Annotated in this window: 21 protein-coding genes; 11 read left to right on the forward strand and 10 right to left on the reverse strand. The window is 71.5% G+C overall.

Going from position 1 to position 24923, the window contains the following annotated elements; translation table 11 throughout:
* Positions 1–139: 139 nt before the first annotated feature.
* Positions 140–2101 carry a glycosyl hydrolase family 18 protein gene (locus ABD120_RS04520; RefSeq protein WP_343948399.1) on the reverse strand — a complete coding sequence of 654 codons (1962 nt, stop codon included), beginning with the start codon at positions 2099–2101 and terminating at the stop codon, positions 140–142.
* Positions 2102–2285: 184 nt separating this feature from the next.
* On the opposite strand from ABD120_RS04520, the gene ABD120_RS04525 reads away from it, so the two are divergent.
* The 6 genes from ABD120_RS04525 to ABD120_RS04550 are packed head-to-tail and all read left to right on the forward strand — an operon-like array spanning position 2286 to position 6955.
* Positions 2286–2639 (forward strand): GntR family transcriptional regulator, encoded by a 354-nt coding sequence (locus tag ABD120_RS04525; protein ID WP_343948400.1) that lies wholly within the window; start codon positions 2286–2288, stop codon positions 2637–2639.
* The gene (locus ABD120_RS04530) at positions 2636–3502 is read left to right on the forward strand and encodes an ATP-binding cassette domain-containing protein (RefSeq protein ID WP_343948401.1); all 867 of its coding nucleotides are present in this window, start codon (positions 2636–2638) and stop codon (positions 3500–3502) included. The genes ABD120_RS04525 and ABD120_RS04530 overlap by 4 nt, the downstream gene beginning before the upstream one ends.
* Positions 3499–4200 carry a hypothetical protein gene (locus tag ABD120_RS04535; RefSeq protein WP_343948402.1) on the forward strand — a complete coding sequence of 234 codons (702 nt, stop codon included), beginning with the start codon at positions 3499–3501 and terminating at the stop codon, positions 4198–4200. Before ABD120_RS04530 ends, ABD120_RS04535 begins: the two co-directional genes overlap by 4 nt.
* A gap of 1 nt (position 4201) precedes the next feature.
* Complete coding sequence (locus ABD120_RS04540; protein ID WP_343948403.1) at positions 4202–4894, forward strand: ABC transporter ATP-binding protein; 693 nt, start codon at positions 4202–4204, stop codon at positions 4892–4894.
* A 1-nt stretch (position 4895) separates the two neighbouring features.
* Positions 4896–5891 (forward strand): ABC transporter permease, encoded by a 996-nt coding sequence (locus ABD120_RS04545; protein ID WP_343948404.1) that lies wholly within the window; start codon positions 4896–4898, stop codon positions 5889–5891.
* Complete coding sequence (locus ABD120_RS04550; RefSeq protein ID WP_343948405.1) at positions 5888–6955, forward strand: ABC transporter permease; 1068 nt, start codon at positions 5888–5890, stop codon at positions 6953–6955. Before ABD120_RS04545 ends, ABD120_RS04550 begins: the two co-directional genes overlap by 4 nt.
* A 3-nt stretch (positions 6956–6958) precedes the next feature.
* Here ABD120_RS04550 and ABD120_RS04555 read toward each other — a convergent pair whose 3' ends face one another.
* Positions 6959–7591: a hypothetical protein gene (locus ABD120_RS04555; protein WP_343948519.1), complete on the reverse strand. Its 633-nt coding sequence runs from the start codon at positions 7589–7591 to the stop codon at positions 6959–6961.
* Between the two features lie 20 nt (positions 7592–7611).
* Between ABD120_RS04555 and ABD120_RS04560 the strand changes: the two genes are divergently transcribed.
* Positions 7612–7791, forward strand: a complete 180-nt coding sequence (locus tag ABD120_RS04560) for a hypothetical protein (protein WP_343948524.1) — start codon at positions 7612–7614, stop codon at positions 7789–7791.
* A gap of 35 nt (positions 7792–7826) precedes the next feature.
* Here ABD120_RS04560 and ABD120_RS04565 read toward each other — a convergent pair whose 3' ends face one another.
* Complete coding sequence (locus ABD120_RS04565) at positions 7827–9317, reverse strand: ABC transporter substrate-binding protein (RefSeq protein WP_343948406.1); 1491 nt, start codon at positions 9315–9317, stop codon at positions 7827–7829.
* Positions 9318–9559: 242 nt separating this feature from the next.
* Between ABD120_RS04565 and ABD120_RS04570 the strand changes: the two genes are divergently transcribed.
* Positions 9560–11482, forward strand: a complete 1923-nt coding sequence (locus tag ABD120_RS04570; protein WP_343948407.1) for a sensor histidine kinase — start codon at positions 9560–9562, stop codon at positions 11480–11482.
* Positions 11475–11831 (forward strand): DUF742 domain-containing protein, encoded by a 357-nt coding sequence (locus ABD120_RS04575; RefSeq protein WP_343948408.1) that lies wholly within the window; start codon positions 11475–11477, stop codon positions 11829–11831. The genes ABD120_RS04570 and ABD120_RS04575 overlap by 8 nt, the downstream gene beginning before the upstream one ends.
* Here ABD120_RS04575 and ABD120_RS04580 read toward each other — a convergent pair.
* From ABD120_RS04580 to ABD120_RS04610, 7 genes are all read right to left on the reverse strand, one after another.
* Positions 11818–12708 (reverse strand): ABC transporter ATP-binding protein, encoded by an 891-nt coding sequence (locus tag ABD120_RS04580; RefSeq protein WP_343948409.1) that lies wholly within the window; start codon positions 12706–12708, stop codon positions 11818–11820. The two genes, ABD120_RS04575 and ABD120_RS04580, sit on opposite strands and share 14 nt — an antisense overlap.
* Positions 12705–13433, reverse strand: a complete 729-nt coding sequence (locus ABD120_RS04585; protein ID WP_343948410.1) for an ABC transporter ATP-binding protein — start codon at positions 13431–13433, stop codon at positions 12705–12707. Before ABD120_RS04585 ends, ABD120_RS04580 begins: the two co-directional genes overlap by 4 nt.
* On the reverse strand, positions 13430–14302 hold the full coding sequence (locus ABD120_RS04590; protein WP_343948411.1) for an ABC transporter permease: 873 nt from the start codon (positions 14300–14302) through the stop codon (positions 13430–13432). Before ABD120_RS04590 ends, ABD120_RS04585 begins: the two co-directional genes overlap by 4 nt.
* Positions 14299–15315 (reverse strand): ABC transporter permease, encoded by a 1017-nt coding sequence (locus tag ABD120_RS04595; RefSeq protein ID WP_343948412.1) that lies wholly within the window; start codon positions 15313–15315, stop codon positions 14299–14301. The genes ABD120_RS04590 and ABD120_RS04595 overlap by 4 nt, the downstream gene beginning before the upstream one ends.
* A complete protein-coding gene (locus tag ABD120_RS04600) occupies positions 15315–16910 on the reverse strand; it encodes an ABC transporter substrate-binding protein (RefSeq protein ID WP_343948413.1) in 1596 nt (531 codons plus the stop codon). The genes ABD120_RS04595 and ABD120_RS04600 overlap by 1 nt, the downstream gene beginning before the upstream one ends.
* A 149-nt stretch (positions 16911–17059) precedes the next feature.
* A complete protein-coding gene (locus ABD120_RS04605; protein WP_343948414.1) occupies positions 17060–18646 on the reverse strand; it encodes a hydantoinase/oxoprolinase N-terminal domain-containing protein in 1587 nt (528 codons plus the stop codon).
* On the reverse strand, positions 18643–19767 hold the full coding sequence (locus tag ABD120_RS04610; RefSeq protein WP_343948415.1) for an S-methyl thiohydantoin desulfurase family protein: 1125 nt from the start codon (positions 19765–19767) through the stop codon (positions 18643–18645). The genes ABD120_RS04605 and ABD120_RS04610 overlap by 4 nt, the downstream gene beginning before the upstream one ends.
* Before the next feature lie 121 nt (positions 19768–19888).
* On the opposite strand from ABD120_RS04610, the gene ABD120_RS04615 reads away from it, so the two are divergent.
* On the forward strand, positions 19889–21889 hold the full coding sequence (locus ABD120_RS04615) for an alpha/beta hydrolase (protein WP_343948416.1): 2001 nt from the start codon (positions 19889–19891) through the stop codon (positions 21887–21889).
* A gap of 760 nt (positions 21890–22649) precedes the next feature.
* Positions 22650–24923 (forward strand): Tex family protein (locus ABD120_RS04620; protein ID WP_343948417.1); only part of this gene is annotated, 2274 nt, incomplete at its 3' end.

The raw sequence follows: 24923 nt of genomic DNA on the forward strand, positions 1-24923 counted from the left end.
GAGGTCATGGTTACGGCGGGCCAACCGCCCGGTGACCTCACGCGAAGAAGCCCGGTGACCCGCATGAAGAAGCCCGGTTCCCCGGACCGGCAAAGGGGCCGATTCCCCCCTGGGAATCGGCCCCTGATCGGGGAGAGGATCAGCCGAGGCCGCTCCTCATCGAGGTGATCAGTTCACCGCCGGTGGTGTCGCCGCTGAGTTCCCAGAAGAACGCGCCGCCGAGTTTCTCGTTCTTGGAGTACGTCATCTTCCCGCCGATCGTGGCCGGGGTGTCGTAGCTCCACCACTGGTTGCCGCAGAAGGCGTAGGCGGTGCCGCCGACGGTCCCGGTGGCCGGGCAGCGGGTCTTGAGGACCTTGTAGTCCTCGATGCCCTGCTCGTAGGTTCCGGGCGCGGGTCCGGTCGCGGTGCCGCCCGGCGCCGACTGGGTCACCCCGGTCCAGCCCCGGCCGTAGAAGCCGATGCCGAGCAGCAGCTTGGCCGGATCGATGTTCTTGCTCTTGAGCTTCTGGATGGCCTTGTCCGAGTAGAACCCGGGCACCGGGATCGGGGTGAAGTTCGTCAGCGGGGAGTGCGGGGCGGTCGGCCCCTGCGCCGCCCAGGCGCCGAAGAAGTCGTAGGTCATCACGTTGTACCAGTCCACGTACTGCGCGGCGCCCGCGTAGTCTGCGGCGTCGATCTTGCCGCCGTCGTTGCCGTCGGCCGTGATGGCGGCGGTGACCAGGTAGTTGGGGCCGAAGCGGTTGCGCAGTGCCTGCATCAGGTTCTTGTAGGAGGCGAACCCGCTGGTGTCGCAGGTGAGGCCGCAGGCGTTCGGGTACTCCCAGTCGATGTCGATGCCGTCGAAGACGTCGGCCCAGCGCGGGTCCTCAACCAGGCGGTAGCAGGACTCGGCGAAGGCCGCCGGGTTCTGTGCGGCCTGTCCGAAGCCGCGCGACCAGGTCCAGCCGCCGAACGAGAAGAGGATCTTCAGCTGCGGGTGCTTGGCCTTGAGCTTGCGCAACTGGTTGAAGTTGCCGCGCAGCGCGCCCGGGTCCCAGGTGTCCGACACGCCGTCCACGCTCTCGCCGGCGCCGTAGAAGCGGTCGTAGTCGGCGTAGGGGTCACCGATGGCGCACTGGCCGTTGGTGACGTTGCCGAAGGCGTAGTTGATGTGGGTCAGCTTGGCCGCCGAGCCGCTGGTGTCGATGTTCTTGACGTGGTAGCCGCGCTGGTAGATGCCCCACTGGACGAAGTAGCCCATGAGCTTGTTGCCGCCGCCGCCGGTGCCCGTGGTGGTCACGGTCACGGCGTTGCTCGCGCCCGAACGGTTGCCCGCCGCGTCACGCGCCCGGATCGTGTACGTGTACGACGTGTTCGCCGTCAGCCCCGAGTCGGTGTAGCTCGTCCCGGGCTCGGTGGTGACCAGGGTGGTGCCCCGGTAGACCTCGTAGCCCGTGACGCCCACATTGTCGGTGGAGGCGTTCCACGCCAGCCCGACACTGGTGGAGCCGACGCTGGTCGAGCGGGCGTTGCCCGGCACGGACGGCGGGATCAGGTCGTCGCCGCCACCACCGGAGGTGCTGACCGTCACGGCGTTGCTCGCGCCCGAACGGTTGCCCGCCGCGTCACGCGCCCGGATCGTGTACGTGTACGACGTGTTCGCCGTCAGCCCGGTGTCGTTGTGGGTGGTCCCGGTCACAGTGGTGACCAGGGTCGTGCCCCGGTAGACCTCGTAGCCCGTGACGCCCACATTGTCCGTGGAGGCGTTCCAGGCGAGCGCGACGCTGTTGCTCGTGACCCCGGTCGAACGGGCGTTGCCCGGCACCGACGGCGCGATGGTGTCGCCGCCGCCGGTCACGACCTTCCAGAGGGCTGCGACGTTCGGGGGCTCCCACCCGGTCTGGGAGGTGTGGGGCTGGCGGCATTCGTACTCGACGCCCTGGTAGGTGACGCGGGTGCCCGTCGTGTAGGCGACCCCAGGCGCCCATTCGGCTAAGGCCGCCTGCGAGGCGGCCGAGCGCGCAGACTGCGCGCTGGCTGGGGTGGTGACCGCTGCGGTGAGCGGGAGCAGGAGGACGGCTGCTGCCGCCACGGCCTTGCTCAGCATGCTGATTCTCATCGTGCTCCGTCATCCGGTGATTGGGGGGTGGGATGGGAGGAGGCAAAAGGAAACAGATAGGAAAGTTTCCTTTCAATTACTCGCGACGGTAACCCCTCGCCGCATCCGCGTCAACACATTGACGCCGAACTCGCACAGCTCCTATGGTTCATTAGTGGAGTAATGAACCACAGAAGCAGGTGCCATGTTCGATGACCGAAGTCCCATCTACCGGCAGATCGCCGACCGGATCAGAACCGAAGTGCTCAACGAGTCGCTCGGGGCCGACGAGCAGGTGATGTCCACCAACCAGTACGCGGCCTTCTACCGCATCAACCCCGCCACCGCCGCCAAGGCGTTCCAGCAACTCGTCGACGAGGGCGTGCTCTACAAGAAGCGAGGAATCGGCATGTTCGTCAGCCCGGACGCCCGGGACAGGCTCAGGACCGGACGCCGGGAGAAGTTCTTCTCCGACGTGGTCGCCCCGATGGTCGCCGAGGCCAAGGCCATCGGCATCTCCCTGGACGAGATCGTCGCCCGCATCCAGGAGGAGCGATGAGAGTCGACGTCGAAGACCTCGTCCTTCGCTACGGCACGGTCACCGCGCTCGACCGGATGTCCTTCGGCCTGGAGGGCGGCAAGATCTACGGCCTGCTCGGCCGCAACGGCTCCGGCAAGACGAGCCTGCTGTCGCTCCTCGGCGCCTTCCGCAAGCAGACCTCCGGCCAGGTGCGGGTCGGCGGGAGCCCGGTGTTCGAGAACCCCGCCGTCACCCCCGAGATCTGCCTGGTCAGGGAGAGCGGCGAGTGCACCGACCTCGGCAGCGCGGAGGACGCCTTCTACTTCGCCGAATGGCTGCGGCCCAACTGGGACGGCGACTACGCCAGGTCGCTGCTCGACCTGTTCGGCATCGACCCCAAGACCAACGTCAAGTCCATGTCCAAGGGCCAGCGCTCGGCCATGGGCGTGGTCGTCGGCCTGGCCTCCCGGGCCCCGCTGACCATGTTCGACGAGTCGTACCTCGGCATGGACGCCCCCGCCAGGCAGGCGTTCTACGACGCGGTGCTCGCCGACTACATGGCCCACCCCCGCACGATCATCCTGTCCACCCACCTGATCGAGGAGGTCAGCGGCCTGTTCGAGGAAGTGCTCATCATCGACGGCGGCAAGCTCCTTCTCCACGAGGAGAGCACCACCCTGCTCTCGCGCGGGCACGCCGTCACCGGCCCCGTCGGCCGCGTCGAGGCGTTCACCTCCGGGCTCACCGTCCTCGGCGAGAAGACCCTCGGCCCCACCCGCTCGGCGATGGTGTACGGCGAACTCGACGACGAGCGCCGCCGCGCCGCCGCCGCCACCGGGCTCGACCTCGGGCCCATCGCCATGCAGGAGCTGTTCATCCACCTGACCGGAGGCCCCCGATGAGATTCCCCTCCCGCCTCCTGGCCGCCACCACCGTCATCTTCCTCGCCTCCTGGGCCGCCTTCACGGTGGTGCTGGTTGCCGTCACCCTGGCGGTGCACTTCTTCGGCGACCTCACCCACAGCGCGTGGGAGGCCGCCGCGACCGTCCCCCGCTGGTACATGGTGATCAACGGCGCCATGCTGATCCACTCGTTCCTGCCGCTCTACATCGCCCACGGCCAGACCCGCCGCCAGTTCGGCGCCCAGGCGGCCGTCGCCGCGCTGGTCTTCGTGCCCCTCGTCTCCGTTGCCATGACGCTCGGCTACCTGCTGGAGTCCGGCCTGTACGCGCTGCTCGACCGGCCCCAGGTGCTGCGCCAGTCCCACCTGTTCACCGAGCCGTCACAGGTGCACCTGGTGCTCCTGGAGTACGTCGTCGAGTACCTCGCCTGCTTCGCCGCCGGCATGTTCATGGGCGCCGGGTTCTACCGCTGGAGCGCGGGCGGCCTGCTCACCATCCCGTTCGGCGTCGGCCTGATCGTCCTCGGCCTCAGCGCCGCCGGCTCCGACTTCTCCCTGCCGCTCAGCAGCTTCGCGCTCGGACTCGACCTGCCCAGGGGGCCCGGGTTCGCGGCGCTGACCGCGGTGGTCGCCTTCTCCGTCGGACTCGCCCTGACCTGGGGCGTCATCCGCGACGTACCACTTCGGAACAAGGTGTGACATGGCCGTCTTAACAGTCGACGGACTGCGCAAGACCTACAGGGATCTCGTGGCGGTCGACGGGCTCGGCTTCGCCGTACGGGAAGGGGAGACCTACGGGCTGCTCGGCCCCAACGGCGCGGGGAAGTCCACGACGATCTCCATCGTGGTCGGCGTCCTCGCCGCCGACGCGGGAACGGTCCAGGCCCCGCCCAAGGAGCGGATCGGCTATGTGCCGCAGTCCCTCGCCCTCTACCCCGACCTGACCGGGCGGCAGAACCTCCGCTTCTTCGCGGGCATGTACGGCCTGCGCGGCGCCGGGGCCAGGTCCAGGACCGAACAGGTGCTACGGCTGGTCGGCCTGCGCGAGCGGGCGGACGACGCCGTCGGCGCGTACTCCGGCGGCATGGCACGGCGGCTCAACATCGCCGTCGGCCTGCTCAACCGGCCCAGCCTGCTCGTGCTCGACGAGCCGACCGCCGGGGTTGACCCGCAGAGCCGCACCGCGATCCTCGACAGCGTTCAGCGCCTGACCGGCGAGGGCCTCGCCGTGCTGTACACGACGCACTACATGGAGGAGGCCGAGCGGCTGTGCGACCGGGTCGGCATCGTCGACCGGGGCCGGATGCTGGCCGAAGGCACCCCTGCCGAACTCGGCGACCCCGATCTGGAGGCGGCCTTCCTGCGGCTGACCGGCAGAGAGCTGAGGGACTGAGGTGCTGCTCATCCTGGTCAAGGACCTGCGGCAGCGCGCCGCCGACAGCACGTTGCTCGTCTTCGCGATCGTGCTCCCGCTCGGCCTCGCGTTCCTGCTCGGCCTCACCTCGGCGGGCGGCCCGCCCCCTGCCGCCGAGTACGGCGTGAGCGGCCCCTCGGCCGCCGAGTTCGCCCGGCGTACCGGGCTGAGCGGGCTGCGGCCCGTGGCGGACGCGGGCGAGGCGCGGCGCCTCGCGGGCGGCGGCGAACTCGACGCGGTGTTCGTCGTGTCGCCGACCGGCGTCGAGGTGATCGGCAGCAAGGACGCCCCGATCGCAGTGCAGGTGGCCCGCGAGGTGGCCGAGTCGTACGCGCTGCCGCCCGCAGCCAGACCCGTGGAGATCGTCCAGGACGCGACACTCGGCACCCGCGAACTCGACGCCCGCACCTACCAGGCGGCGGGCACGGCGGTCTTCTTCCTCTTCTTCGCCATGATGTTCAGCGTCACCGGGATCTTCGAGGAACGCCGGCTCGGCACCCTCGCCCGGTTGCTGTCCATGCCGGTCTCCCGGGCGCGGATCCTGTGGGCCAAGCTGCTCGGCAACGTGATCGTCGGCCTGGCCGGGGCCTCGGTGATCGTCACCGTCTCCACGCTGGTGCTCGGCGCGTACTGGGGGCCGCCGGCGGCGGTCGCCGTCCTGGTCCTGGCCTGCGTGCTCGCCGCGGCGGGGCTGACGACCCTCGTGGCCTCCTTCGCCCGTACCGCCGAGCAGGCCGCCAACTGGCAGGGGGTGCTCGCCTCGCTGTTCGGCCTGCTCGGCGGCTCGTTCTTCCCGGTGGCGCCCGAGATCGGCAGGTTCACCCCCCACCACTGGTTCCTCCAGGGCCTGGCCGAACTGCGCGGCGGCGGGCCCGTGTACGAACAGCTCGCGCTCCCCGTGCTGGTGCTGCTCGGCATCGCCGCGCTCACCCTGCCCGTCGTCGTGGCCCGTGCCGGAAAGCTGGTGACCCCGTGAAGATCGCCCTGATGGCCGGGCTCACCCTGCGGCGGATGGCGCGCGAGCGTACCAACCTGTTCTTCGCGGTCGTCGCCCCCTTCCTGCTCATCCTGGTGCTCGGCCAGACGTACGGCGGCGGCCAGGAACTACGCCTCGGCGTCGTCGCGGCCGCCGAGCCCGGCGCCGAGCGCCTGGCGGCGGCGCTGGCCTCCGGCACCCGCGTGACGGTGGAGCGGCTGCCCGACGAGGCCGCGTTGCGCGCCGCCGTCGAGCGCGGCCGGCTGCACGCCGGGCTGGTGATCCCACCCGGGTACGGCGCCGCCGGCGTCCCCCTGCGGCACCTGGTGCGCGCGATCGACCCGAAGAGCCACGACACCGGCACCTGGATCCGCTCGATCGTGCGCCAGGACGCGGCCGGAGCCGCCCCGGCGCTGCCGGTGCGCGTCACCACGGCGGGTGCCACGGACTTCCCCGAAGGGCTCAACGCCTACGCGGTCTCGGCGCCGCCACTGCTGCTGATGTTCACCTTCCTCACCTCGCTCACGGCCGCGCTCGGCGTGGTCGAGAGCCGTTCGCTGGGGGTGACCGCGCGCCTGCTGGCCGGGCCGACCCCGGTCAGGACCATCGTCCTCGGCGAGGCCGCGGGGCGGGTCGCGGTGGCGCTGGCGCAGGCGCTGCTGATCATGCTGGGGGCGACGGCGCTGTTCGGGGTCTCGTGGGGCGACCCGCTGGGCGCGGCGGCGGTCGTCGCGGCCTTCTCGCTGGCGGGCGGCGGGGCGGCGATGCTGCTCGGCGCCTCCTTCCGCACGCCGGGGCCGCCGCTGTCACTGGCGATGGTGCTGGGCCTCGGCCTGTCGGCGGCTGGCGGGACGACGGTGCCGCTGGAGTCCTTCCCCGACGCGCTGCGCACGCTGGCGCACCTGACGCCGCACGCGTGGGGTTACGACGCCTTCGCCGCGCTGATCCGCCACGACGCCACGCTCGTGGACGTGCTGCCGCAGGTCGGCGTCCTGTCGGCGATGGCCGCCGGCCTGTTCGCCCTCGGCGCCCGCCGCCTGCGCCGCACCCTCACCGGCGGCTGAGCGTCACACCTCCACCGTGATCTCCTCGCCCAGCCGGTGGCCGAGCAGCAGGCCGAGGTCGTCGCCGCTCCAGAAGCGGCCGGGGTCGTACCAGTTGGGACGGCGGCCGGTCGGCAGCAGGCCCATCTCCTCGTAGGTGACCGCGACGACCTCGGCGCAGTAGGCGCTCTCCGCCGTGACCTCCTCCACGGGTTCCACCGGGCGGGACCTCCGCCGCAGCCTGGGCAGGCGACCGCGTGCCCATCGCCCGGCCAGCCGGGCGGTCGAGGGGAACGGGGTGCCGTCCAGCCGCGCCACCGCGCGCAGGGCGGCGTCCTCCATCTCGGGCGTCGCCTGCGGTTCGAGCTGGCGCAGCCAGGCCCGCTGGCCGTACCGGTCGGACCAGGTCGTGACGGCGGCCCGCAGATCGTGCAGTTGCACGCCCCGCTGATGGGTTCCCGACCACAGGTCCGGCAGGGAGCGGCCCAGTTCGGCGTGCCACATCATGGGCGGCAGGTCCTCGACCACGAGGGCCATGCCCACGTGGTTGACGGGGCTGTTGGTCACCGTCTGGATCGCCCGGTCGGGCACCGAGCGCCCGCGGAACACCCACAGGTCGCCGGTCCTCGTGACGTCGACGGCCGCATCGAGAGTCAGCACATTGTTAGCCTAAGCACATGCGATGGTGGAAATGGCTCGGACTTGCCGGAGTCGCCGGAGTCGCGGCCACCGGTGTCGTGATCGCCAGGGCCGAGCGGCGGCGCCGGGCCTACACGCCCGAGGAGATCAGGCAGCGGCTGCGCGAGCGGGTCGAGGAGCAGGACGACCGGCCCGGCGAGGACCACACGCAGGGTTAGGCGACCGGCCGTCAGTACTCCACCGCGACAAGGGGCTAGGCCGCCGGGCGCAGGTCGTAGACGAACACCACGTCCGGGTAGGCCGGGTTGTCGTCGTAGCCCGCGACCGTGCCCAGGTAGGCCCGCTGGTAGCGCACCACCCACGGGAACACCGCCACCGTGCGCTGGTCGAGCAGGCGCTCGGTCAGGTCGGCGACGGTCTCCTCGGCGGCCGAGCGGTCGGTCACGCTCAGGATGGGCAACTGGTCGATCTGGTTGTCGGCCACCTGGTCCTTCAGGTACGTCAGGTTGAACACCACCGGGTCCTTGCTGCGGAAGACGTTGCCGAGCCAGGAATAGCCGTCGGCGTAGTCCGGCCACCAGTACATGAAGAAGATGTCCTGGTCGCCCTTCTTGCCGCGATCCCACTGCTCCAGCCACGGCATCGCGTCGGCGTCCAGGGTGACGTTGAGTTCCTTGAGCGCGGCCGTCAGCATGCTGACGAGCATCTGCTGGTCGGCGTCGCCGTCGGCGTACGTGAGAGTGAGGGTGAGGGGCCGCCCGCCGGGACCGTGTCCCGCGTTCTGCAGGAGAAGGCGGGCCTGTTCGAGGTGCTGGCGCGGCACCCGGTTCCTGACGTGGCCGGGCAGCCCGGCGGGCACGATGCCGCTGGTGGCCGTGCCCGCGCCCCTGAGGGAGGCGATCACCCTCGGGTAGTCGATGACGCGCTGGACGGCCTTGCGCACACGCGGGTCGCGCATCGGCCCCTCGCGGGTGTTGAACAACAGCATCGCGGTCTGGAACGACGGCGTGGCGGCCACGCGGACGCCGGGTGTGCGCCGGGCCTCCGCGAACAGCCGGGGACTGAGCCGGTCCACGAAGCTGACCTGGCCGTTCTGGAGCAGTTCCCAGCGGCGTTCCGGCTCCGGGACGACGCGGTACCTGATCGAGCGGTAGTGCGGGCCGTCCCAGCCGCCCCAGTAGCCGTCGAACGCCTTCAGCGTGACCTGGTGCTCGCCGCCCTTGTCCCAGTTCGCGATCGTGTACGGCCCGGACCCGGCGTCGGTCTTGCCGTCGCGGACCTTCTCGACGACGGAGGTGTCGTAGATGTAGGCGGCGTAGGCCGCGGAGGCGGCCAGGTCGAGCGGCGCCGCGTACTTGAGCCCGAAGGTGATGCTGTGGGGGTCGTTGACGCGGATGGTCTCGACGGCGTCCCAGACGTAGGAGGCGCCCTGGCCGAGCTTCATGGTCCGTTCGATCGCCTGCTTGACGGCGGTGGCGTCGAGTTCGCGGCCGCTGTGGAAGCGGACGCCCTGGCGGAGGTTGAAGGTCCAGGTGCGGCCGTCCGAGGTGGCCTTCCAGGAGGTGGCCAGCCGGGGTCCGGCCTTCTTGTTGACCGGGTCCCAGATCGTGAGCGTCTCGTAGACGTTCTGCAGGACCTTGACCTCGTTACTGTACGACGTCGCCGGGTCCCAGTCCGTGATCACGTCGAGGTGCTGGGCGTAGACGAAGGCGGACTCGCCCTTGGCCGCGCTCGTGGGTATCATGCCCACTTCGTCGGCCGGGGCCGAGCACGCCGCGACCGACAGTACCGCTGCCAGCGCGATCGCGGCGAGACGACGGCGCAATGCATCCCCCTGTGACCGTTGGTGCGCATGAAACTACTGCAAAATCCCGTGACGAACCCTCGAAAGTCCTGAAAAATAGGGAATTCTGCTGATCGAATTGCTATCCTCAAGGCTTGTCCCGTCCGGGGTTTCCAGCAGGGGACCAGCCGGAGTGAGGTGCCATGGCCCGCAGCAGAAGAACGATCAGGACGAAGATCGTCGGCTTGTTGCTGGTCCCGCTCTTCTCGATGGTGGTGCTGTGGGGCGTGATCACCTCGGTGACGGCCAGCGAGAGCTTACAGCTCAAGCAGTACTCCACCCTGTGGACCAACCTGCGCCTGCCCACGTACGGGCTGATCGCCGAACTCCAGCGCGAGCGCCTCGGCTCGGCGATGCTCATGCACCGCAGGGGGCTGCCCCGGGACTCCGGCAAGAACTCCGCGCTCAACGCCCAGCGTTCGCGCACCGACCACGCCGTGGACAACTTCCGCCGCCTCACGGCACTGTCCATGAACTACTCCCCCTCCATCGCCTCCAAGGTGAAGGGGGCGCTGGCCCAGCTCGGCAAGCTTGACTCGCTGCGCGGCGAGATCGACGTCCACCTGGTGCCCAGGCTGACGGCCGTCGAGACCTACAACGCCGTCATCGACTCGCTGTTCGGCCTCCACCGCAGGGTGGCGCTGATCGACGACATCCCGATCTACGAGCAGTCGTCCATCATGATCGACGTCGGGTTCGCCAAGGAACTGCTCACCAGGGAACAGGCCATCGCCTCCGGCAGCCGCGTCAGCGCCGACGAGCGCAGGGTCTTCACCCAGCTCGTCGGCAACCGGCGCTTCCTGATCGACCAGGCCATCGCCGAGCTCGACTCCGGGCTGCGCGAGCCGCAGGTCGCGCTGCTCACCTCGGCCGACTACCAGCGGATGCGGGTCATGGAGGACCAGATCATCGCCGGGCGCGTCCCGGCGGGCTGGCAGTCCACCGCCGACGCCATGGCCAAGTCCTTCGAGGACCTGCAGATGGCGGCCAGCACGCTGCTGGTGGCCGAGGCGGAACCGGTCGCGAACCGGGTGATCGAGCGGGCGCTCATCCTCGGCGGCACCGGCCTGGTGCTCGTCGTGGTGTCGATCGCGATCTCGCTGCGCGCGGGCACCCGGTTGTCGAAGGAACTGGCCGCGCTCCGCGAGGCCGCGCGCGTCGTGGCGACGGACCGGCTGCCCCAGGTGGTCGCCAAGCTGCGCGCCGGGCAGGACGTCGAGGTCCGCGAGATCGAGGTGGCGAGCACCACCACCGAGATCGACGACGTCGGCCAGGCGTTCTCCACCGTGCAGCGCACGGCGGTCGAGGCGGCCGTCGGGCAGGCGCAACTGCGCGAGGGCGTCGGCCACGTCTTCCGCAACCTGGCCCGGCGCAGCCAGACCCTGCTGCACCGCCAGCGCATCCAGCTCGAAGGCATGCAGCACAAGGCCACCGACCCGGACGCGCTCGAAGACCTGTTCCGCCTGGACCACCTCACCACCCGCATGCGGCGGCACGCCGAGGGCCTGATCATCCTGTCGGGCGCGACGCCCGGCCGGGGCTGGAGCAAGCCCGTGCCGCTGCTCGACGTGGCGCGGGGCGCCGCCGCCGAGGTCGAGGACTACCAGCGGGTCATGGTCGAGAACATGCCCAAGCACGCGCTGCTCGGCCCGCTGGTCGGCGACGTGATCCACCTGATCGCCGAACTCATCGAGAACGCCACCGTCTACTCCCCTCCGCAGACCCCCGTCATCGTCCGAGGCCAGGCCGCCGCGCGCGGCTTCGCCATCGAGGTGGAGGACCGGGGCAAGGGGCTGAAGGCCGAGGAGCAGGCCGAGCTCAACGCCAGGCTGGCCGACCCACCCGAATTCGATCTGGCGGACAGCGACCGGCTCGGCCTGTTCGTCGTCTCCCGCCTGGCTGCCAGGCATGACATCCGCGTGACGTTGCGCGGTTCACCATATGGAGGGACCACCGCCATCGTGCTGATCCCGGCAGAGCATGTGACCCAGGAGCATGCACCCCAGCAGAACGGAGCCCCGCTCCGCAAGACGGACCGCGTGATGAAGGTGGTGCGCGGTGAGTGACGAGCGCTGGCTCGACGAGGACGCCGGGCCGATCGTGCCCGCGTACCTCCTGACCGGAGGGCGCACCGTCCCCTCCGGGGAGGCCATCGACCTGATCGCCGTCATCATCACGGCGGGCGGTCTCGCCATGCCCGTCGGCCTCGGGCCCGAGCATCTGATCATCCTCCAGAAGTGCACGAAGCCGACGCGGCTCGTGGACGTGGCCGCCGAGCTCGGCCTGCCGATCGGCGTGGTCCGCGTGCTCGTCGGCGACCTTCAGGCCAAGCAGTTCGTCCAGGTCGAGCACCCGCCTCCCGCGCCCGACGCCCGGGTCCTGCTGGAGGTGATCAGCGGCCTCAAGGCGCTGTAGCGCCGCCCAGCAGGTCCTCGGCGCGGTGGCAGGCCACCGTCCGGGGCCGGGGGCGGCCCGCCAGCACGCGCGGCTCGGGAAGCTCCTCGCACGCCGGTACGGCCAGCGGGCATCGCAGCCGGAACGGGCAGCCGGACTCGGCCGCCGGCGCGCTCCTGCCCGGCTCCGGGGGCGGACCGCCCAGCGTCGGCACCGCATCGCGCAGCGCCTTCGTGTACGGATGGGCCGGGGCCCGCAGCAGGTCCGCGGTCTCCCCCGACTCGACCACCCGCCCGGCGAACAGCACATGGCTGGTACGGCACAGCCGCTCGACGACCGCCAGGTTGTGCGTGATCAGCAGCCGGTCGGCGGCCAGCCCGGCAAGCAGGTCGAGGATGCGCGCCTGCACGGTCACGTCCAGTGCGCTGGTCGGCTCGTCCAGGACGAGCAGCCTCGGCTCGACGGCCAGCGCCCGCGCGATGACCACCCGCTGGCGCTGCCCGCCGGACAGCTCGTGCGGCCGCCGCGCCGCCAGCTCCGGGTCCAGGCCCACCTGTTCGAGCAGCGCGCCGACCCGGTCGCGGGCACCGCGCGGCAGCGCCTCGGCGACCGAGGCGCCGATCCGCATCCTGGGGTCGAGGGACTCGCCCTGGAAGACCGGCTGCACGTCGCGGCGGAAGGCGCGCCGGTCGGCCTGCCTCAGGTCGCGCCCGGCGTAGACGACCTGCCCGCCGAGGGGCTTCAGCAGGCCGAGGAAGGCGCGGGCGAGCGTGGTCTTGCCGCTGCCGCTCTCCCCGATGAGCCCGGTCCCGCCCTCGGTGAGCTCCAGCGTGACCCCATGCACGACGGGGCGCCGGCCGTAGCCGAGGACGAGGTCGCGGGCGGCCAGGATCGTCACGGCGTGGCCTCCAGCAGCTCCCGCGTGTACGGATGGGACGGTTCGGACAGCACCCGCGCGCACGGGCCGCTCTCCACGACCTCGCCCGCGCGCATCACCAGCACACGGTCGGCGACGGCGGAGACCAGCGCCAGGTCGTGGGAGACCAGCAGCAGCGCCAGCCCGCGCTCGGCGCGCAGGCGGCCCAGCACGCCGATCACCTCGGCCTGCACGGTCACGTCGAGGGCGCTGGTGGGCTCGTCGGCCAGGATCACCTCGGCCCCGAGCGCGACGGCGAGCGCGATGGCGAACCGCTGGGCCTGGCCGCCGGAGATCTCGTGCGGGTAGCGGCGCAGGATCGCCCGGTCGAGCATCACCGCCTCGACGGCCTCCGCCGGGTCCGCGGTGACGCCGTGCAGCTTGAGCGCGCGGCGCATCAGCGTGCCGAGCCGGGTGGTGGGGCTGAGGGCGGCCTGCGGCGACTGCATGACCAGCGCCGCCCGCGCGCCCCTGATCGCGCGCAGCTCACGCGGCCCGGCGCGCAGCACGTCGACGCCGCACACCCGCACCTGCCCGGTGACCTCGGCGTTCTCCGTCAGGCCGAGCAGCGCCATCAGGGTCGTGGACTTTCCCGAACCGCTCTCTCCCACGACGGCGACGCACTCGCCCGCCGCCACGTCGAGTTCGGGGACGTGGGCGACGCTGCGGCCGCCGTACCGGACCCGGAGGTCCCTGACCTCGATCATCGCACCGTCCTTCTGGGGTCGAGCGCGTTGCGCAGGCCCTCGCCGAGCACGTTGCAGGCGAAGGCGGTCAGCACGATCGCCAGGCCCGGGAAGGTGACCACCCACCAGTTGGTGGTGAACAGCGTCTGCCCCGCCTCGACCATCAGCCCCCACTCGGCGGTCGGCTCGTGGGCGCCGAGCCCCAGGTACGACAGTGCGGCGGCGACCAGGATCACGCCGCCGGCGTCCAGGCTGAGCTGGACCAGCACCGGCGTGAGCGAGTTGGGCAGCACGTGCCTGACCACGATGACCGGTGCGGGCACGCCGAGGCAGCGGGCCGCGTCCACGTAGGGGCGGGTGGCGACGGAGGCGGCCACGGACATCGCCAGCCGCGCGTACCAGGGCCACCAGGTGACCGCGATGGCCATGATGACGGTGGTGACGCCGGGCTGGAGCACCGCCGCCAGCGCCAGTGCCAGCAGCAGCGCGGGGAAGGCGAGGAAGACGTCGGTGATCCGCATGATGACGTCTCGAAGCCAGCCGCCCGCGTATCCGGCGACCAGGCCGAGCGTGACGCCCACCGTCGCCGACAGCGCCAGCACCGATGCCGCGATCAGCAGCGAGGTACGGGCGCCGTACAGGAGCTGGGTCAGGACGTCCCTGCCGACCTGGTCGGTGCCGAACCAGTGGGCGCCGCCCGGCGGGAGCAGCGCGCGCAGCGGCTGCGGCTGGTTGTCCGGATAGGGGGCGATCCAGGGCGCGAGCAGCGCGGCCAGCACGATGACCGCGAGCAGGACCGCGCCGACGGCGGCCAGGCGGTCGGTTGGTCGGGCGGGCAGGCGTGGGAGCGTCCGCCTCAGCTCGCCCCCGCTCATCCGGCCTGTGCTCATCCGGCCCTCGCCCTCGGGTCCACGACGCCCTGGAGGAGGTCGACGGCCAGGTTGGCGAGGACGTACACGATGGCGACGAGCAGCGTGACACCGGCGATGGCGGGGGTGTCGAGCGAGCGGATCGCGTCGGCCGCGTAGCGTCCGAGCCCCGGCCAGTTGAAGACCGCCTCCACCAGGAAGGCGTTGACCATCGAGTACGCGAACACCAGCGCGATCAGCGACAGCACCGGGTTCAGCGCGGCGCGCAGGGCGAACCGGGTGAGGATCCTGGACTCGGAGAAGCCGAGCGCCCGCTCCAGCCGGGTGTGGTCCTGGCCGCTCTCCTCGATGAGGGCCGCCCTGGTGAGCTGGGCGATCACCCCGGCCGGGTAGGCGGCCACGACCAGCGCGGGCAGCACAAGGTGGTGCAGCGTGCTGGTGAGGATGGGCCAGTTGCCGGTGATGAGCGCGTCCACGACCGTGATGTTGGTCCACAGCGTGAGCGGGCTCGTGGTGTCGAGTTCGCCGTCGTACTCCCCCGCGACGGGGAACCAGCCGAGGTTGCTCGCGAACACCGTCTGCAGGGCGAGCGCCAGCCAGAACACCGGGACGGAGACGGCCAGCATCGACCCCACCCGCACCCCGACGTCGGGCAGCCGCCGTTTGAATCGGGCCGCGAGCACCCCGATCGGGACGCCCGCCGCGACGGCGAGCACCAGGGCGGCGCCCACGAGTTCCAGTGAGGCGGGGAAGACCAGGGCGAGGTCCTCTACGACCGGCCGCCGGGTGTGCAGGCTGGTCCCCCAGTCCCCGGTCACCAGGTCCCTGACGTAGTTCCACAACTGCACCGGGATGGGGTCGTCCAGCCCGAAGCGCGCCCGCGCCGCCGCCAGTTCGGCCTCGGACGCCTTCGGCCCGGCGAAGGCCACCGCCGGGTCGCCGGGCACCAGCCGCATGATCACGAAGGTGAGCGTGATCACGCCGGCCACGACCAGGAGGGCCTGGCCGAGCCGGCGGGCCAGATACCCGGCCATCAGATCGACAGATCGTGGAAGAACACCACGTTCGGGTACGCCGGATTGTCGATGTACCCCTTCACCTGCGCGCTGAGGGCGCGCTGGTAGGTCTGGACGTACGGCACCGCCGCCGCGAACCGCTCCTGGAGGATCGTCCGCTGCAACTTGCCGTAGGACTGGAGGGCCATGTCCTTGTCGGTCGCGGTCAGCGCGGGCAGCGCGTCGATCGCCTTGTCGATCTCGGCGTCCTTCAGGTACGACAGGTTGAAGTGCGGCTTCTCGGCGCTCTTGAAGACGTTGACGAACCACGAGTAGGCGTCGGCGTAGTCCGGGTACCAGTACATGACGAAGATGTCCTGGCCCTTCTTCTTACCCTGGTCCCACTGCGCCTCCCAGGCCATCGGCTTGGCCTCAAGGCTCACGTTGAGGTTCTTCAGCGCCGCCGTCAGCAGCGTGACCAGCAGCTTCTGGTCGTCGTCGCCCTGGGCGTAGGTGAGCTTGAGCTTGAGTTCGGCATGGTCGGGCCCGTAGCCCACCTGGGCGAGCAGTTCCTGCGCCTTGGCCTGGTCGTGCACCGGGGCGAGGCCCGGGTGGTGGCCGAGCAGGCCCTCCGGCACCAGGCCGCTGCTCTTGGAGCCCGCGCCCTTCAGCGCCCCGAGCAGGCCCTCGTAGTCGATCGCCAGTTGCAGCGCCTGCCGGACCTCCGCCGTCTTCAGCGGGCCGGACTCGGTGTTGAACAGCATCAGCAGGTTCTGGAAGGACGGCCGCTCCGAGGTCTGCACCCCGGTCGTCGAGCCCGCCTGGGCGAACAGCTGCGGGTTCAACCTCGGCACGAAGTTGACCTCGCCGCGCTGCAGGAGCTGCCACGCGGTGGTGAGCTGCGGCGTGACCCGGAAGGCGACCTTCTTGTACTGCTCGGGCTTCCAGCCGCCCCAGTAACCGTCGAAGGCTTTCAGGGTCAGCTCGGTCTCCTTGCCCTTCTGGAAGTCCTCGATCGTGTACGGCCCGGTGCCGCCGTCCTTCTTGCCGTCCTTGTCCACGCCGTCCACGTCGTAGATGTAGGCGGCGTAGCCCGCGGAGGCGGCCACGTCGAGCGGGGTGGGGTACTTGAGCGTGAACTTCAGCGTGGTCGGGTCGGGAGCCTCGATGGTCTCGACCGCGCTCCAGATGTAGGCGGGGCCGCCCTTCATCTTGATGGTGCGCTCGATGGACTTCTTCGCGGCGGCCGCGTCCATGGGCGCGCCGGTGTGGAACTTCACGCCCTCGCGCAGGGTGAAGGTCCACTCCTTGCCGTCCGGCGACGAGGTCCACTTGGTGGCAAGGCGCGGCTCCGGCTTCTGGGTGCGGGCGTCGTACCTGGTCAGGCCCTCGTAGATGTTCGACATGGCGACCAGTTCGTTGGAGTAGGCGGTCGCCGGGTCCCAGTCCGTGACGACACCCAGGTTGGGGGCGTACACGAAGGTGCCGGTGTTCTCCGTCGGGGCGGCGCTGCCGCTCGTGCTCGGCTTGGGTGTTCCGCCCGTGCCGCGCACCTGGCCGCCCGCACACGCGGAGGCGGTCAGAGTGACGGCACCGGCGACCCCGGCGACGACGAGTCGCTTGGGCCATTGCATGGTGGGGGGTCCTTCCCAGAAGTACAGTTTTCCGGCAAATGCCGCGCGGCAAGATCGTAGCGATCCTGCCTGACGGCGCGGAGAGCATGTGATGAACTCGTCACCCGAGTTCCACAGTGCGCCCTTTCCGCCTGCCCGACCAGATCCGCTCAGTCACTCGGCGTCACCAGCGGACCGGCCGCCTTCACCTGGAGGCGGGCGGCCGGCTCGGCCAGGTAGCTCAGCGGGACCTCGTGCACGTCCACCACCTCCACCCGGTCCGGGTCGGCGCCCGCCTTCACCGCGCGGGCCGCCGCCTCGCGCCTGGCCTCCTCGATCGCCGCCGCGCGGCCCGCGCCCGCCGGGATGACGGTGTCCACGCGGCCGCTGGCCAGGGCGATGGCGGCGCCCACCGCGTTGGCCACCTCGGCGTGCTCCGGCCTGATCACCTCGCTGACGCCGGGCAGGGTGCCGGGCAGGAGGAACGCGCCGCCGCCGACGACGACCAGAGGGCGGTCGGTACGGCCCAGCGTCATCCGGTCCACGGCGTCCTCGGCCATCTCGTCGGCGACGGCGAGCGCCCGGACCAGCCACGCCTCGGTGGTCTCGGTGCCCTGGTGGGTTTCGAGGCTTTCGCGGAGGTTGTCGTGCCAGCCGTCCGGGACCTCTCGCATCCGCCCGCCGTGCACGGCGGCGTCCGTCATCGTGGCCGACCGGCCGCCGGACACCAGGGCGGCCTGCGCCAGCCGGAACCCGACGGAGTCCGGCCCCAGCACCACCCCGTCGCCCCCGTCGCCGCGCACCCGGGTACCGCCGCCCAGGGCGATGGCCAGGACGTCGGGCATCCGGAAGTTCGTCAGCACCCCGCCGATCTCGACCGCGGCGGCGGACTCCCGGGGAAAGCCGCCCACCAGCACGCCGAGGTCGGTGGAGGTCCCGCCGACATCGGCCACGATCGCGTCCGGCACCCCCGACAGGAACGCCGCCCCGCGCAGCGAGTTCGCCGGCCCGGAGCCGATGGTGGAGACGGGCAGCCGGGCGGCGTGCTCGACGGTCATCAGGGTGCCGTCGTTCTGCGCGATGTACGGCGTCGCCCGGAGCCCCCGCTCGGCCAGCGCGGTCGTCAGCGCCTCGGTGACGGCGGTGGCGACGCCGTACAGGGCGGCGTTGAGGACGGTGGCGTTCTCCCGTTCCAGCAGCCCGAGCGAACCGATCTCGTGGCTCAGGCTGACCGGCAGGCCGTACTCGCGCTCGACCAGGTCCCGCACCCGCAGTTCGTGCTCGGCGTTCGCCGGGCTGAAGACCGCCGTGACGGCGACCGCGTCCGCCTCCCGCTCCAGGAAGCGCCGGATCGCGTCGAGGTCGGGCGGGGCCAGTTCGCGGCCGTCCACGTAGTGGCCGCCCGGCACGATCGCCTCACCCGCCGACACGGCCGCGCGCAGGTCGTCCGGCCACTCCGCGAGCGGCGGCACGGACGTCGTGGCGGGCGCCCCCAGCCGCAGCACGGCGACCCGGCCGAGGTTACGGCGTTCGAGGACGGCGTTCGTGGCGTGGGTGGTGCCCAGCATGACCCGGCCGATCCGCGCGTGGTCGGCGGGCTCCAGCGCGGCGAGCACCGCGTCGAGCGCGGCCCGCAGACCACCGGTCACGTCGGCGGTGGTGGGCCGCTTGGCCTTGGCGATCACCCGGTCGCCGGCGTCGAGCACCACCGCGTCGGTGTTGGTGCCGCCGACGTCGATCCCGACTCGCAGGCTCATCCGCGTCCCTCCAGTTCCTCGACCGGCACGGAGTCGTGGCCGAAGGCCGAGGCCCCCGCGGTCTCCAGTTCCTCGACCGGCACGTATTCGTGGGTGTAGCCGAAGGCCGAGGGCCCTGCGGTCTCCAGGCCCTTGGCGGTACGCCACAGCGGGTCGCAGGCCCAGGCCAGCACCGTGACGCGCTGGCCGTACCTGAGCGCCTCCGTCTGGACGGCGCCCGCCGTCTCGGTGTCCACCACCGTGATCAGGTCCGGGACCACGGCCCTGACTCGGCCGCCCTCCAGCGCGACCAGGTTCTCGTTCTGGAGCTCCAGGCGGAGGGTGCGCCCCCGGTCGGCGCCGGTCCCCTCGATCGTGGCCGAGCCCCGGACGAAGCCGCCGGTGGTGCGGCGTTCGACGTCGGTGAGCTTGCCGGTGATCAGCCGGGCCGCGCCGAGTTCGGCCGTCAGCGCCCGGAGGGGATCGGCGGCGCCCTCCGTGGCGCGGCCGATGGACAGGGCGCGGGTGACCGTACCCTCGATGACCGCCCCGTGCGCCCGCTCGGCCGTGAGGATGTAGTCGGCCATCAGCGCATGAGAGCCGGAGGCGACGCACACGGCGCGGGCCAGGCGCTCGGACCAGAGCCCGTCCACCGGGCGGATCGTGACCACGTTGCCCGCGACGTCCGACATGACGACGACGTCGGCGGGCAGTCCGGCCACGTACATGGAGACCATCTGGACCTCGGGGAATGCCCGGCCCATGCCGTCGGCGTCGAGGAGCGGCAGCCCGAGCCGGGCGGCCCAGGCGACCGGGGAGACGCCGTTCTCGCCGCCGATCTCGGCGGACATGATCGCGGACGGGGGGCGGCCGAACAGCCGCTCGACCTCCTCGGCGATCCGCTTGGGCTCCTCCTCGCTGTGGATCATCTCGTGGCCGACGGTCGGCGCGCCGATGCCGGACAGCGGCAGGATCAGCGCGTCGCCGGGCAGGGTGTCGAGCCGTACGAGAGGGACCGGGCCGTACGCCCTGATCGCCCCTTTCGCGGCGAGCACTCCGGTGCGGACGTCTCCGCCGCCTCCGGTGCCCAGGACCGCGCATCCGCGCGCCAAGGCGGGGACATCATCCTCATTGATCACCACATCCGCCACCGTAGCGCCCGTTTCCACCACAAAACACCGCCTGATCCGGCGATCGTCGCTTTTCCCCGTGAACCGCCGTTCGACCTGTGCGAACGGGCGCCGGATGACACGCTGGTGGGTGATGTCCCCCCTCGCGTCATACCACCGCCTCGCGGCCCTCGTCGCCGAGCACGCCGCCGATCTCGACGCCGCCGCCCGGCTCGCCGCCGCGCACGCCTGGGTCGGGGGCGGCGCACCCCACTTCGCCGCCGCGCTCGCCACACACCGCGCGTCGGTACGCTCCGCGCTGACCGCCGCCCTGTCCACCGCCGCCGACGAACTGACCCGGCGCGGCGAGCCCGCCGATCCCCCGGCCGACGCAGCGCACACCGACGACGCCCCCGCCCACACTGTCGCCCCTCCTCCCGGCTCCGCCGCCACCGCTCTTACCCCCACCGCCGCGCACGGCCCGGTCCGCGGCGTCGACGTGCGCGCCATGACGTCCCTGATCGCCTCACTCGACGCGGCCGCCCTCCGGCTGGCCCGTGCCGGGACACGGCTGCGCACGGAGCTGACCGCGCTGTCACTGCCCGCCTCGCCCGCCTGGACACTCTCCCGGGCCGGCGAATGGTCCGCCACGCAGACACCCGACCTGCGGCGGCGACTGGCCCGCATCAGACGCAGGCACGGCTGGATCGTTCCAGCGGGTACGATCGCCTACGAGCTGTTCGCCGGCCACGCCGCCCCGGTCGGATCGCTTCTCACCCGGCTCTCGTCGGGCGACGCCGACGCGCTCGGACAACTGCTGACGCTGCGCGACTCCGCGCTGCCCGTCCGGGTGCACGCCTGGTGGCGGACCCTGTCCCCGGCGCAGCGGCGGCGGCTGGTCGAGCAGGCGGGTTTCGGCCTGCTCAACGGACTGCCCGCCGCCGTACGCGACCGCGCCAACCGCCACTTCCTCGCCGCCGAGAAGTTCCGCCTCCTCATGGCACTGACGGAGCCGAACCCCGTGGACGCGGCAGACCCCTGGGCAGACCCGAGCGCTTCCCTTCCCCTGAAAGACACGAGCGCGTCTCCTGCCTCGGGAGACCTCGACGCCCCGCTCGCCTTGGACGAACCGGCCGTTCCCGCCGCCCTTGAGGACTTGAGCGCGTCCCTCGCGTCGGGGGACCTGAACGCCTCCTTCACCCTGGCGGAGCTGGCCGCTCTCCTGGCTGCGGAGGACCCTTCCTTCACCCTGGACGACCCGTCCCTCGGCTGGGACGCCCCCTTGTTCGCCACGGAGGGCCCGGTCTCTCCGTCCGCCGCCGAGGGCCCGGTCTCTCCATTCACCGCAGCGGATCTGATCGACGTCTCCCAAGAGCAGATCGTCCGCGACTTGGGTGCCCTCGCCGAGGTCGAGCACGCGCTCGCCGGCGGGGGCACGCCGGGCAACCCTCCGGCGTACCTGCTGGCCTTCTCCCTGTTCGCCGGCCGCGTGATCGTCTCGTGGGGCGATCCGGACAGCGCGGACATCACCGCCACCTACGTCCCCGGCCTCGACACCGCGCTCGGCGGCATCGCGGGCGGCATCGACCGCGCCCGCGCCCTGCGGGCCCAGGCGCAGGCGACGGCGGGCGCGCGGCAGGTGGCCGCCATCGCGTTGCTCGGCTGCGACGCCCCGCCGCCCGAGGACATCTGGGAGCCGGGCGACACGATGGCCGAGGACGCCATGGCGGCGTGGAGCGCGGCCGAACTCGCCGCCTTCGCGGACGGTCTCGCTGCGGCGGGCGCGAACGAGCGCGAACACGTCGTCATCGGCCACGGTCGCGGGTCGCTGGTCGTGGGCAAGGCGGCACTGCTGCGTCCCGGACGGCTGGCCGACGACCTGGTGTTCGTGGGGAGCGCGGAGGTCGGGGTGGAGCACGCCGCCGACCTCGGGGTCCCGGAAGAACGGGTGTGGGTCGGAGAGGATCCGGAGACCGGCCCGGACACCGCCGCCGCCTTCGGCGCGGGCCGTTTCCCCGCCGACGGCGCCCTCAGCCGGGAGGCGTGGACCCCGGGGTCGGCGCCGCTCGCCCGGCTGGGGCTGATCGTGACGGGCGACGGCACGTCCGCGCCCGAGCCGCAGCGCCTGACCCCCATCGACAGGGCCAAGGGATAGCAGGCCGTCCCGACGGCCACCGCCGACAGGGCGAAGGGCGGCAAGCCGTCCCGACTGCCACCGCCGAGGGTGAGCCGTGCCTCCTCCAGTTCGCGGCACGGTGTCGCCTTTCGCGTTCACGAGATCGAACCCGGCGAATCAGTACGCTTTTCCGGTGACTGACCTTAGGTGCACACATTGTGGGACGCCCGGGCTGGAAGCGGGCTTTATCCAGGATTCAGGACAGGGTGCGAACGGATTCGCGCGCTGGGTCCAAGGGGCCCTGGAGCGCGGGTTTCTCGGCGGCGCCCGGTTAATGGGACGCCCCAAATGGGAAATCGCAGCATATCGCTGCCCACGCTGCTTCCACTTGGAACTGTTCACGGCCGGAGAATCCTGAATCCTCGCCCAGGACCCCGGAAATCGTCGGTCCCGGCCTCTAGGGTTCTGCCGTGACCTCGACACCTCCTCTGCCTCCGCGATCAGCGGCGGAAGTCCGCGGGCGGGCCGGCCACGCCTCATTGGCGGCCGCCCGGTTCACTCGCGCACAGCGGCAGGTGGCGGCCCGCACGCAGGCGTCCCATGCTTGGAGGCGGGCAGCGGCGCCAGGGTGGCAGCGCGGCGACGAGGCCGGAGAGGTACGGTCTCGCGGTGGGAGACCAGGCCGATCCGATGGACGGCGCGGCCGAGGCCGGGGTGACCCATCCCTCTTGTTCACTGGTCATGAAGGACGGCGTGGTCCTGCACAATTGACCGGCGGGGACCATCGAAAGGCAGGCAAGTGCTCTCTATTCACCAGCGGATCGCGGAAGAGCTCGGCGTACGCGAGGGGCAGGTGCAGGCGGCGGTCGATTTGCTCGACGGCGGCGCCACCGTGCCGTTCATCGCCCGCTACCGCAAGGAGGTCACGGGCACGCTCGACGACGTCCAGCTGCGCGCTCTGGAAGAACGCCTGCGTTACCTGCGCGAGCTTGAGGAGCGCCGGGCGGCGATCCTGGAGTCGATCGAGTCGCAGGGCAAACTCGACGACGAGCTCAGGGCGCAGATCCTGGCGGCCGACACCAAGGCCCGCCTCGAAGACATCTACCTGCCCTACAAGCCCAAGCGGCGCACCAAGGCGCAGATCGCCCGCGAACTCGGCCTGGAGCCGCTGGCCGACCGGTTGCTGGGCGACCCGGCGCTGAGCCCGCTGGCGACCGCCGAGGGCTTCGTGGCCGAGGGCGTGGCCGACGCGGCGGCGGCGCTGGAGGGCGCGCGGGCGATCCTCATCGAGCGCTTCGCCGAGGACGCCGACCTCATCGGCGAACTGCGCGAGCAGCTCTGGGGCCGGGGGCAGTTGGCGGCCAAGGTCCGCGAGGGCAAGGAGGAGGCGGGGGCCAAGTTCTCCGACTACTTCGACTTCGCCGAGCCGTTCACGAAGCTGCCCTCCCACCGCATCCTCGCGATGTTCCGCGGCGAGAAGGAGGAGGTGCTCTCGGTCACGCTGGAGCCCGACGAGGCCGTCGACTACGAGATGCGCATCGCCTCCCGCTTCGGCGTCTCCGACCAGGGCCGCCCTGCCGACCAGTGGCTGGGCGAGACCGTACGGTGGGCCTGGCGCACCCGCATCCTCGTGCACCTCGGCCTCGACCTGCGCATGCGGCTGTGGCAGGACGCCGAGGAGGAGGCCGTCCGGGTCTTCGCCGCCAACCTGCGCGATCTGCTGCTGGCCGCTCCGGCGGGCACCCGGGCGACCATGGGGCTCGACCCCGGCCTGCGCACGGGCGTCAAGGTCGCCGTGGTCGACGCCACCGGCAAGGTCGTCGAGACCGCCACCGTCTACCCCCACGAGCCCAAGCGGCAGTGGGACCAGTCTCTGGCCGTGCTCGGCGCCCTCGCGCAGAAGCACGGCGTCGAGCTGATCGCCATCGGCAACGGCACGGCCTCCCGCGAGACCGACAAACTGGCGGGCGAACTCGTCAAGCACCTGCCGGCGATCACCAAGATCGTGGTGTCCGAGGCGGGTGCGTCGGTCTACTCGGCTTCGCCGTACGCGTCGCAGGAGCTGCCCGAGCTCGACGTGTCGCTGCGCGGCGCGGTCTCGATCGCCCGGCGTCTGCAGGACCCGCTGGCCGAGCTGGTCAAGATCGATCCGAAGTCGATCGGCGTCGGCCAGTACCAACACGACCTGTCGGAGACCAAGCTCTCCCGCTCGCTCGACGCGGTCGTCGAAGACTGTGTGAACGCCGTCGGCGTCGACGTCAACACGGCTTCGGCGCCGCTGCTGACCCGGGTGTCCGGCATCGGCTCCAGCCTCGCGGAGAACATCGTCCAGCACCGCGACACCAACGGGCCCTTCCGCGACCGCGCGGCGCTCAAGGAGGTCGCCCGGCTCGGGCCCAAGGCGTTCGAGCAGTGCGCGGGCTTCCTGCGCATCCCCGGCGGCGCCGACCCGCTCGACTCCTCCAGCGTGCATCCCGAGTCCTACCCCGTCGTACGGCGCATCCTCGGCTCGGTCGGCGGCGAGATCAAGGCGCTGATCGGCAACACCGCGACGCTGCGCGGGCTCAAGCCGCAGACGTTCGTCGACGAGACGTTCGGGCTGCCCACGGTCACCGACATCCTGCGCGAACTGGAGAAGCCCGGACGTGACCCACGGCCGGCCTTCAAGACGGCCACGTTCAAGGAGGGCGTCGAGAAGATCTCCGACCTGACGCCCGGCATGATCCTGGAGGGTGTCGTCACGAACGTCGCCGCGTTCGGCGCCTTCGTCGATGTCGGCGTGCACCAGGATGGGCTCGTCCACGTTTCGGCGATGTCGCACACCTTCGTGAAGGATCCGCGTGATGTGGCCAAGCCCGGTGACATCGTCCGCGTGAAGGTCCTCGATGTGGACATTCCACGCAAGCGCATCTCCCTGACCCTGCGCCTCGACGACGACGCGACCGACTCCGAGGCGGGCTCCGGCCGTCGCGGCGGCCGTGGGGACGGCCGCAGTGACGGCCGCAGTGACGGCCGTGGCAGGCCCGGCGGCCGTGACGGCGGCCCGCGCGGCGACGGCGGCGAGGGACGCGGC

Source organism: Nonomuraea longicatena, assembly GCF_039525605.1.
Classification (GTDB): Bacteria; Actinomycetota; Actinomycetes; order Streptosporangiales; family Streptosporangiaceae; genus Nonomuraea; species Nonomuraea longicatena.

What these genes read in the sequence shown, in the direction of transcription:
- ABD120_RS04520 (WP_343948399.1), bottom strand. Translation starts at nt 2,101, where the DNA reads ATGAGAATCAGCATGCTGAGCAAGGCCGTGGCGGCAGCAGCCGTCCTC.
- ABD120_RS04525 (WP_343948400.1), top strand. Translation starts at nt 2,286, where the DNA reads ATGTTCGATGACCGAAGTCCCATCTACCGGCAGATCGCCGACCGGATC.
- ABD120_RS04530 (WP_343948401.1), top strand. Translation starts at nt 2,636, where the DNA reads ATGAGAGTCGACGTCGAAGACCTCGTCCTTCGCTACGGCACGGTCACC.
- ABD120_RS04535 (WP_343948402.1), top strand. Translation starts at nt 3,499, where the DNA reads ATGAGATTCCCCTCCCGCCTCCTGGCCGCCACCACCGTCATCTTCCTC.
- ABD120_RS04540 (WP_343948403.1), top strand. Translation starts at nt 4,202, where the DNA reads ATGGCCGTCTTAACAGTCGACGGACTGCGCAAGACCTACAGGGATCTC.
- ABD120_RS04560 (WP_343948524.1), top strand. Translation starts at nt 7,612, where the DNA reads ATGCGATGGTGGAAATGGCTCGGACTTGCCGGAGTCGCCGGAGTCGCG.
- ABD120_RS04565 (WP_343948406.1), bottom strand. Translation starts at nt 9,317, where the DNA reads ATGATACCCACGAGCGCGGCCAAGGGCGAGTCCGCCTTCGTCTACGCC.
- ABD120_RS04570 (WP_343948407.1), top strand. Translation starts at nt 9,560, where the DNA reads ATGGCCCGCAGCAGAAGAACGATCAGGACGAAGATCGTCGGCTTGTTG.
- ABD120_RS04585 (WP_343948410.1), bottom strand. Translation starts at nt 13,433, where the DNA reads ATGATCGAGGTCAGGGACCTCCGGGTCCGGTACGGCGGCCGCAGCGTC.
- ABD120_RS04590 (WP_343948411.1), bottom strand. Translation starts at nt 14,302, where the DNA reads ATGAGCACAGGCCGGATGAGCGGGGGCGAGCTGAGGCGGACGCTCCCA.
- ABD120_RS04595 (WP_343948412.1), bottom strand. Translation starts at nt 15,315, where the DNA reads ATGGCCGGGTATCTGGCCCGCCGGCTCGGCCAGGCCCTCCTGGTCGTG.
- ABD120_RS04600 (WP_343948413.1), bottom strand. Translation starts at nt 16,910, where the DNA reads ATGCAATGGCCCAAGCGACTCGTCGTCGCCGGGGTCGCCGGTGCCGTC.
- ABD120_RS04605 (WP_343948414.1), bottom strand. Translation starts at nt 18,646, where the DNA reads ATGAGCCTGCGAGTCGGGATCGACGTCGGCGGCACCAACACCGACGCG.
- ABD120_RS04615 (WP_343948416.1), top strand. Translation starts at nt 19,889, where the DNA reads ATGTCCCCCCTCGCGTCATACCACCGCCTCGCGGCCCTCGTCGCCGAG.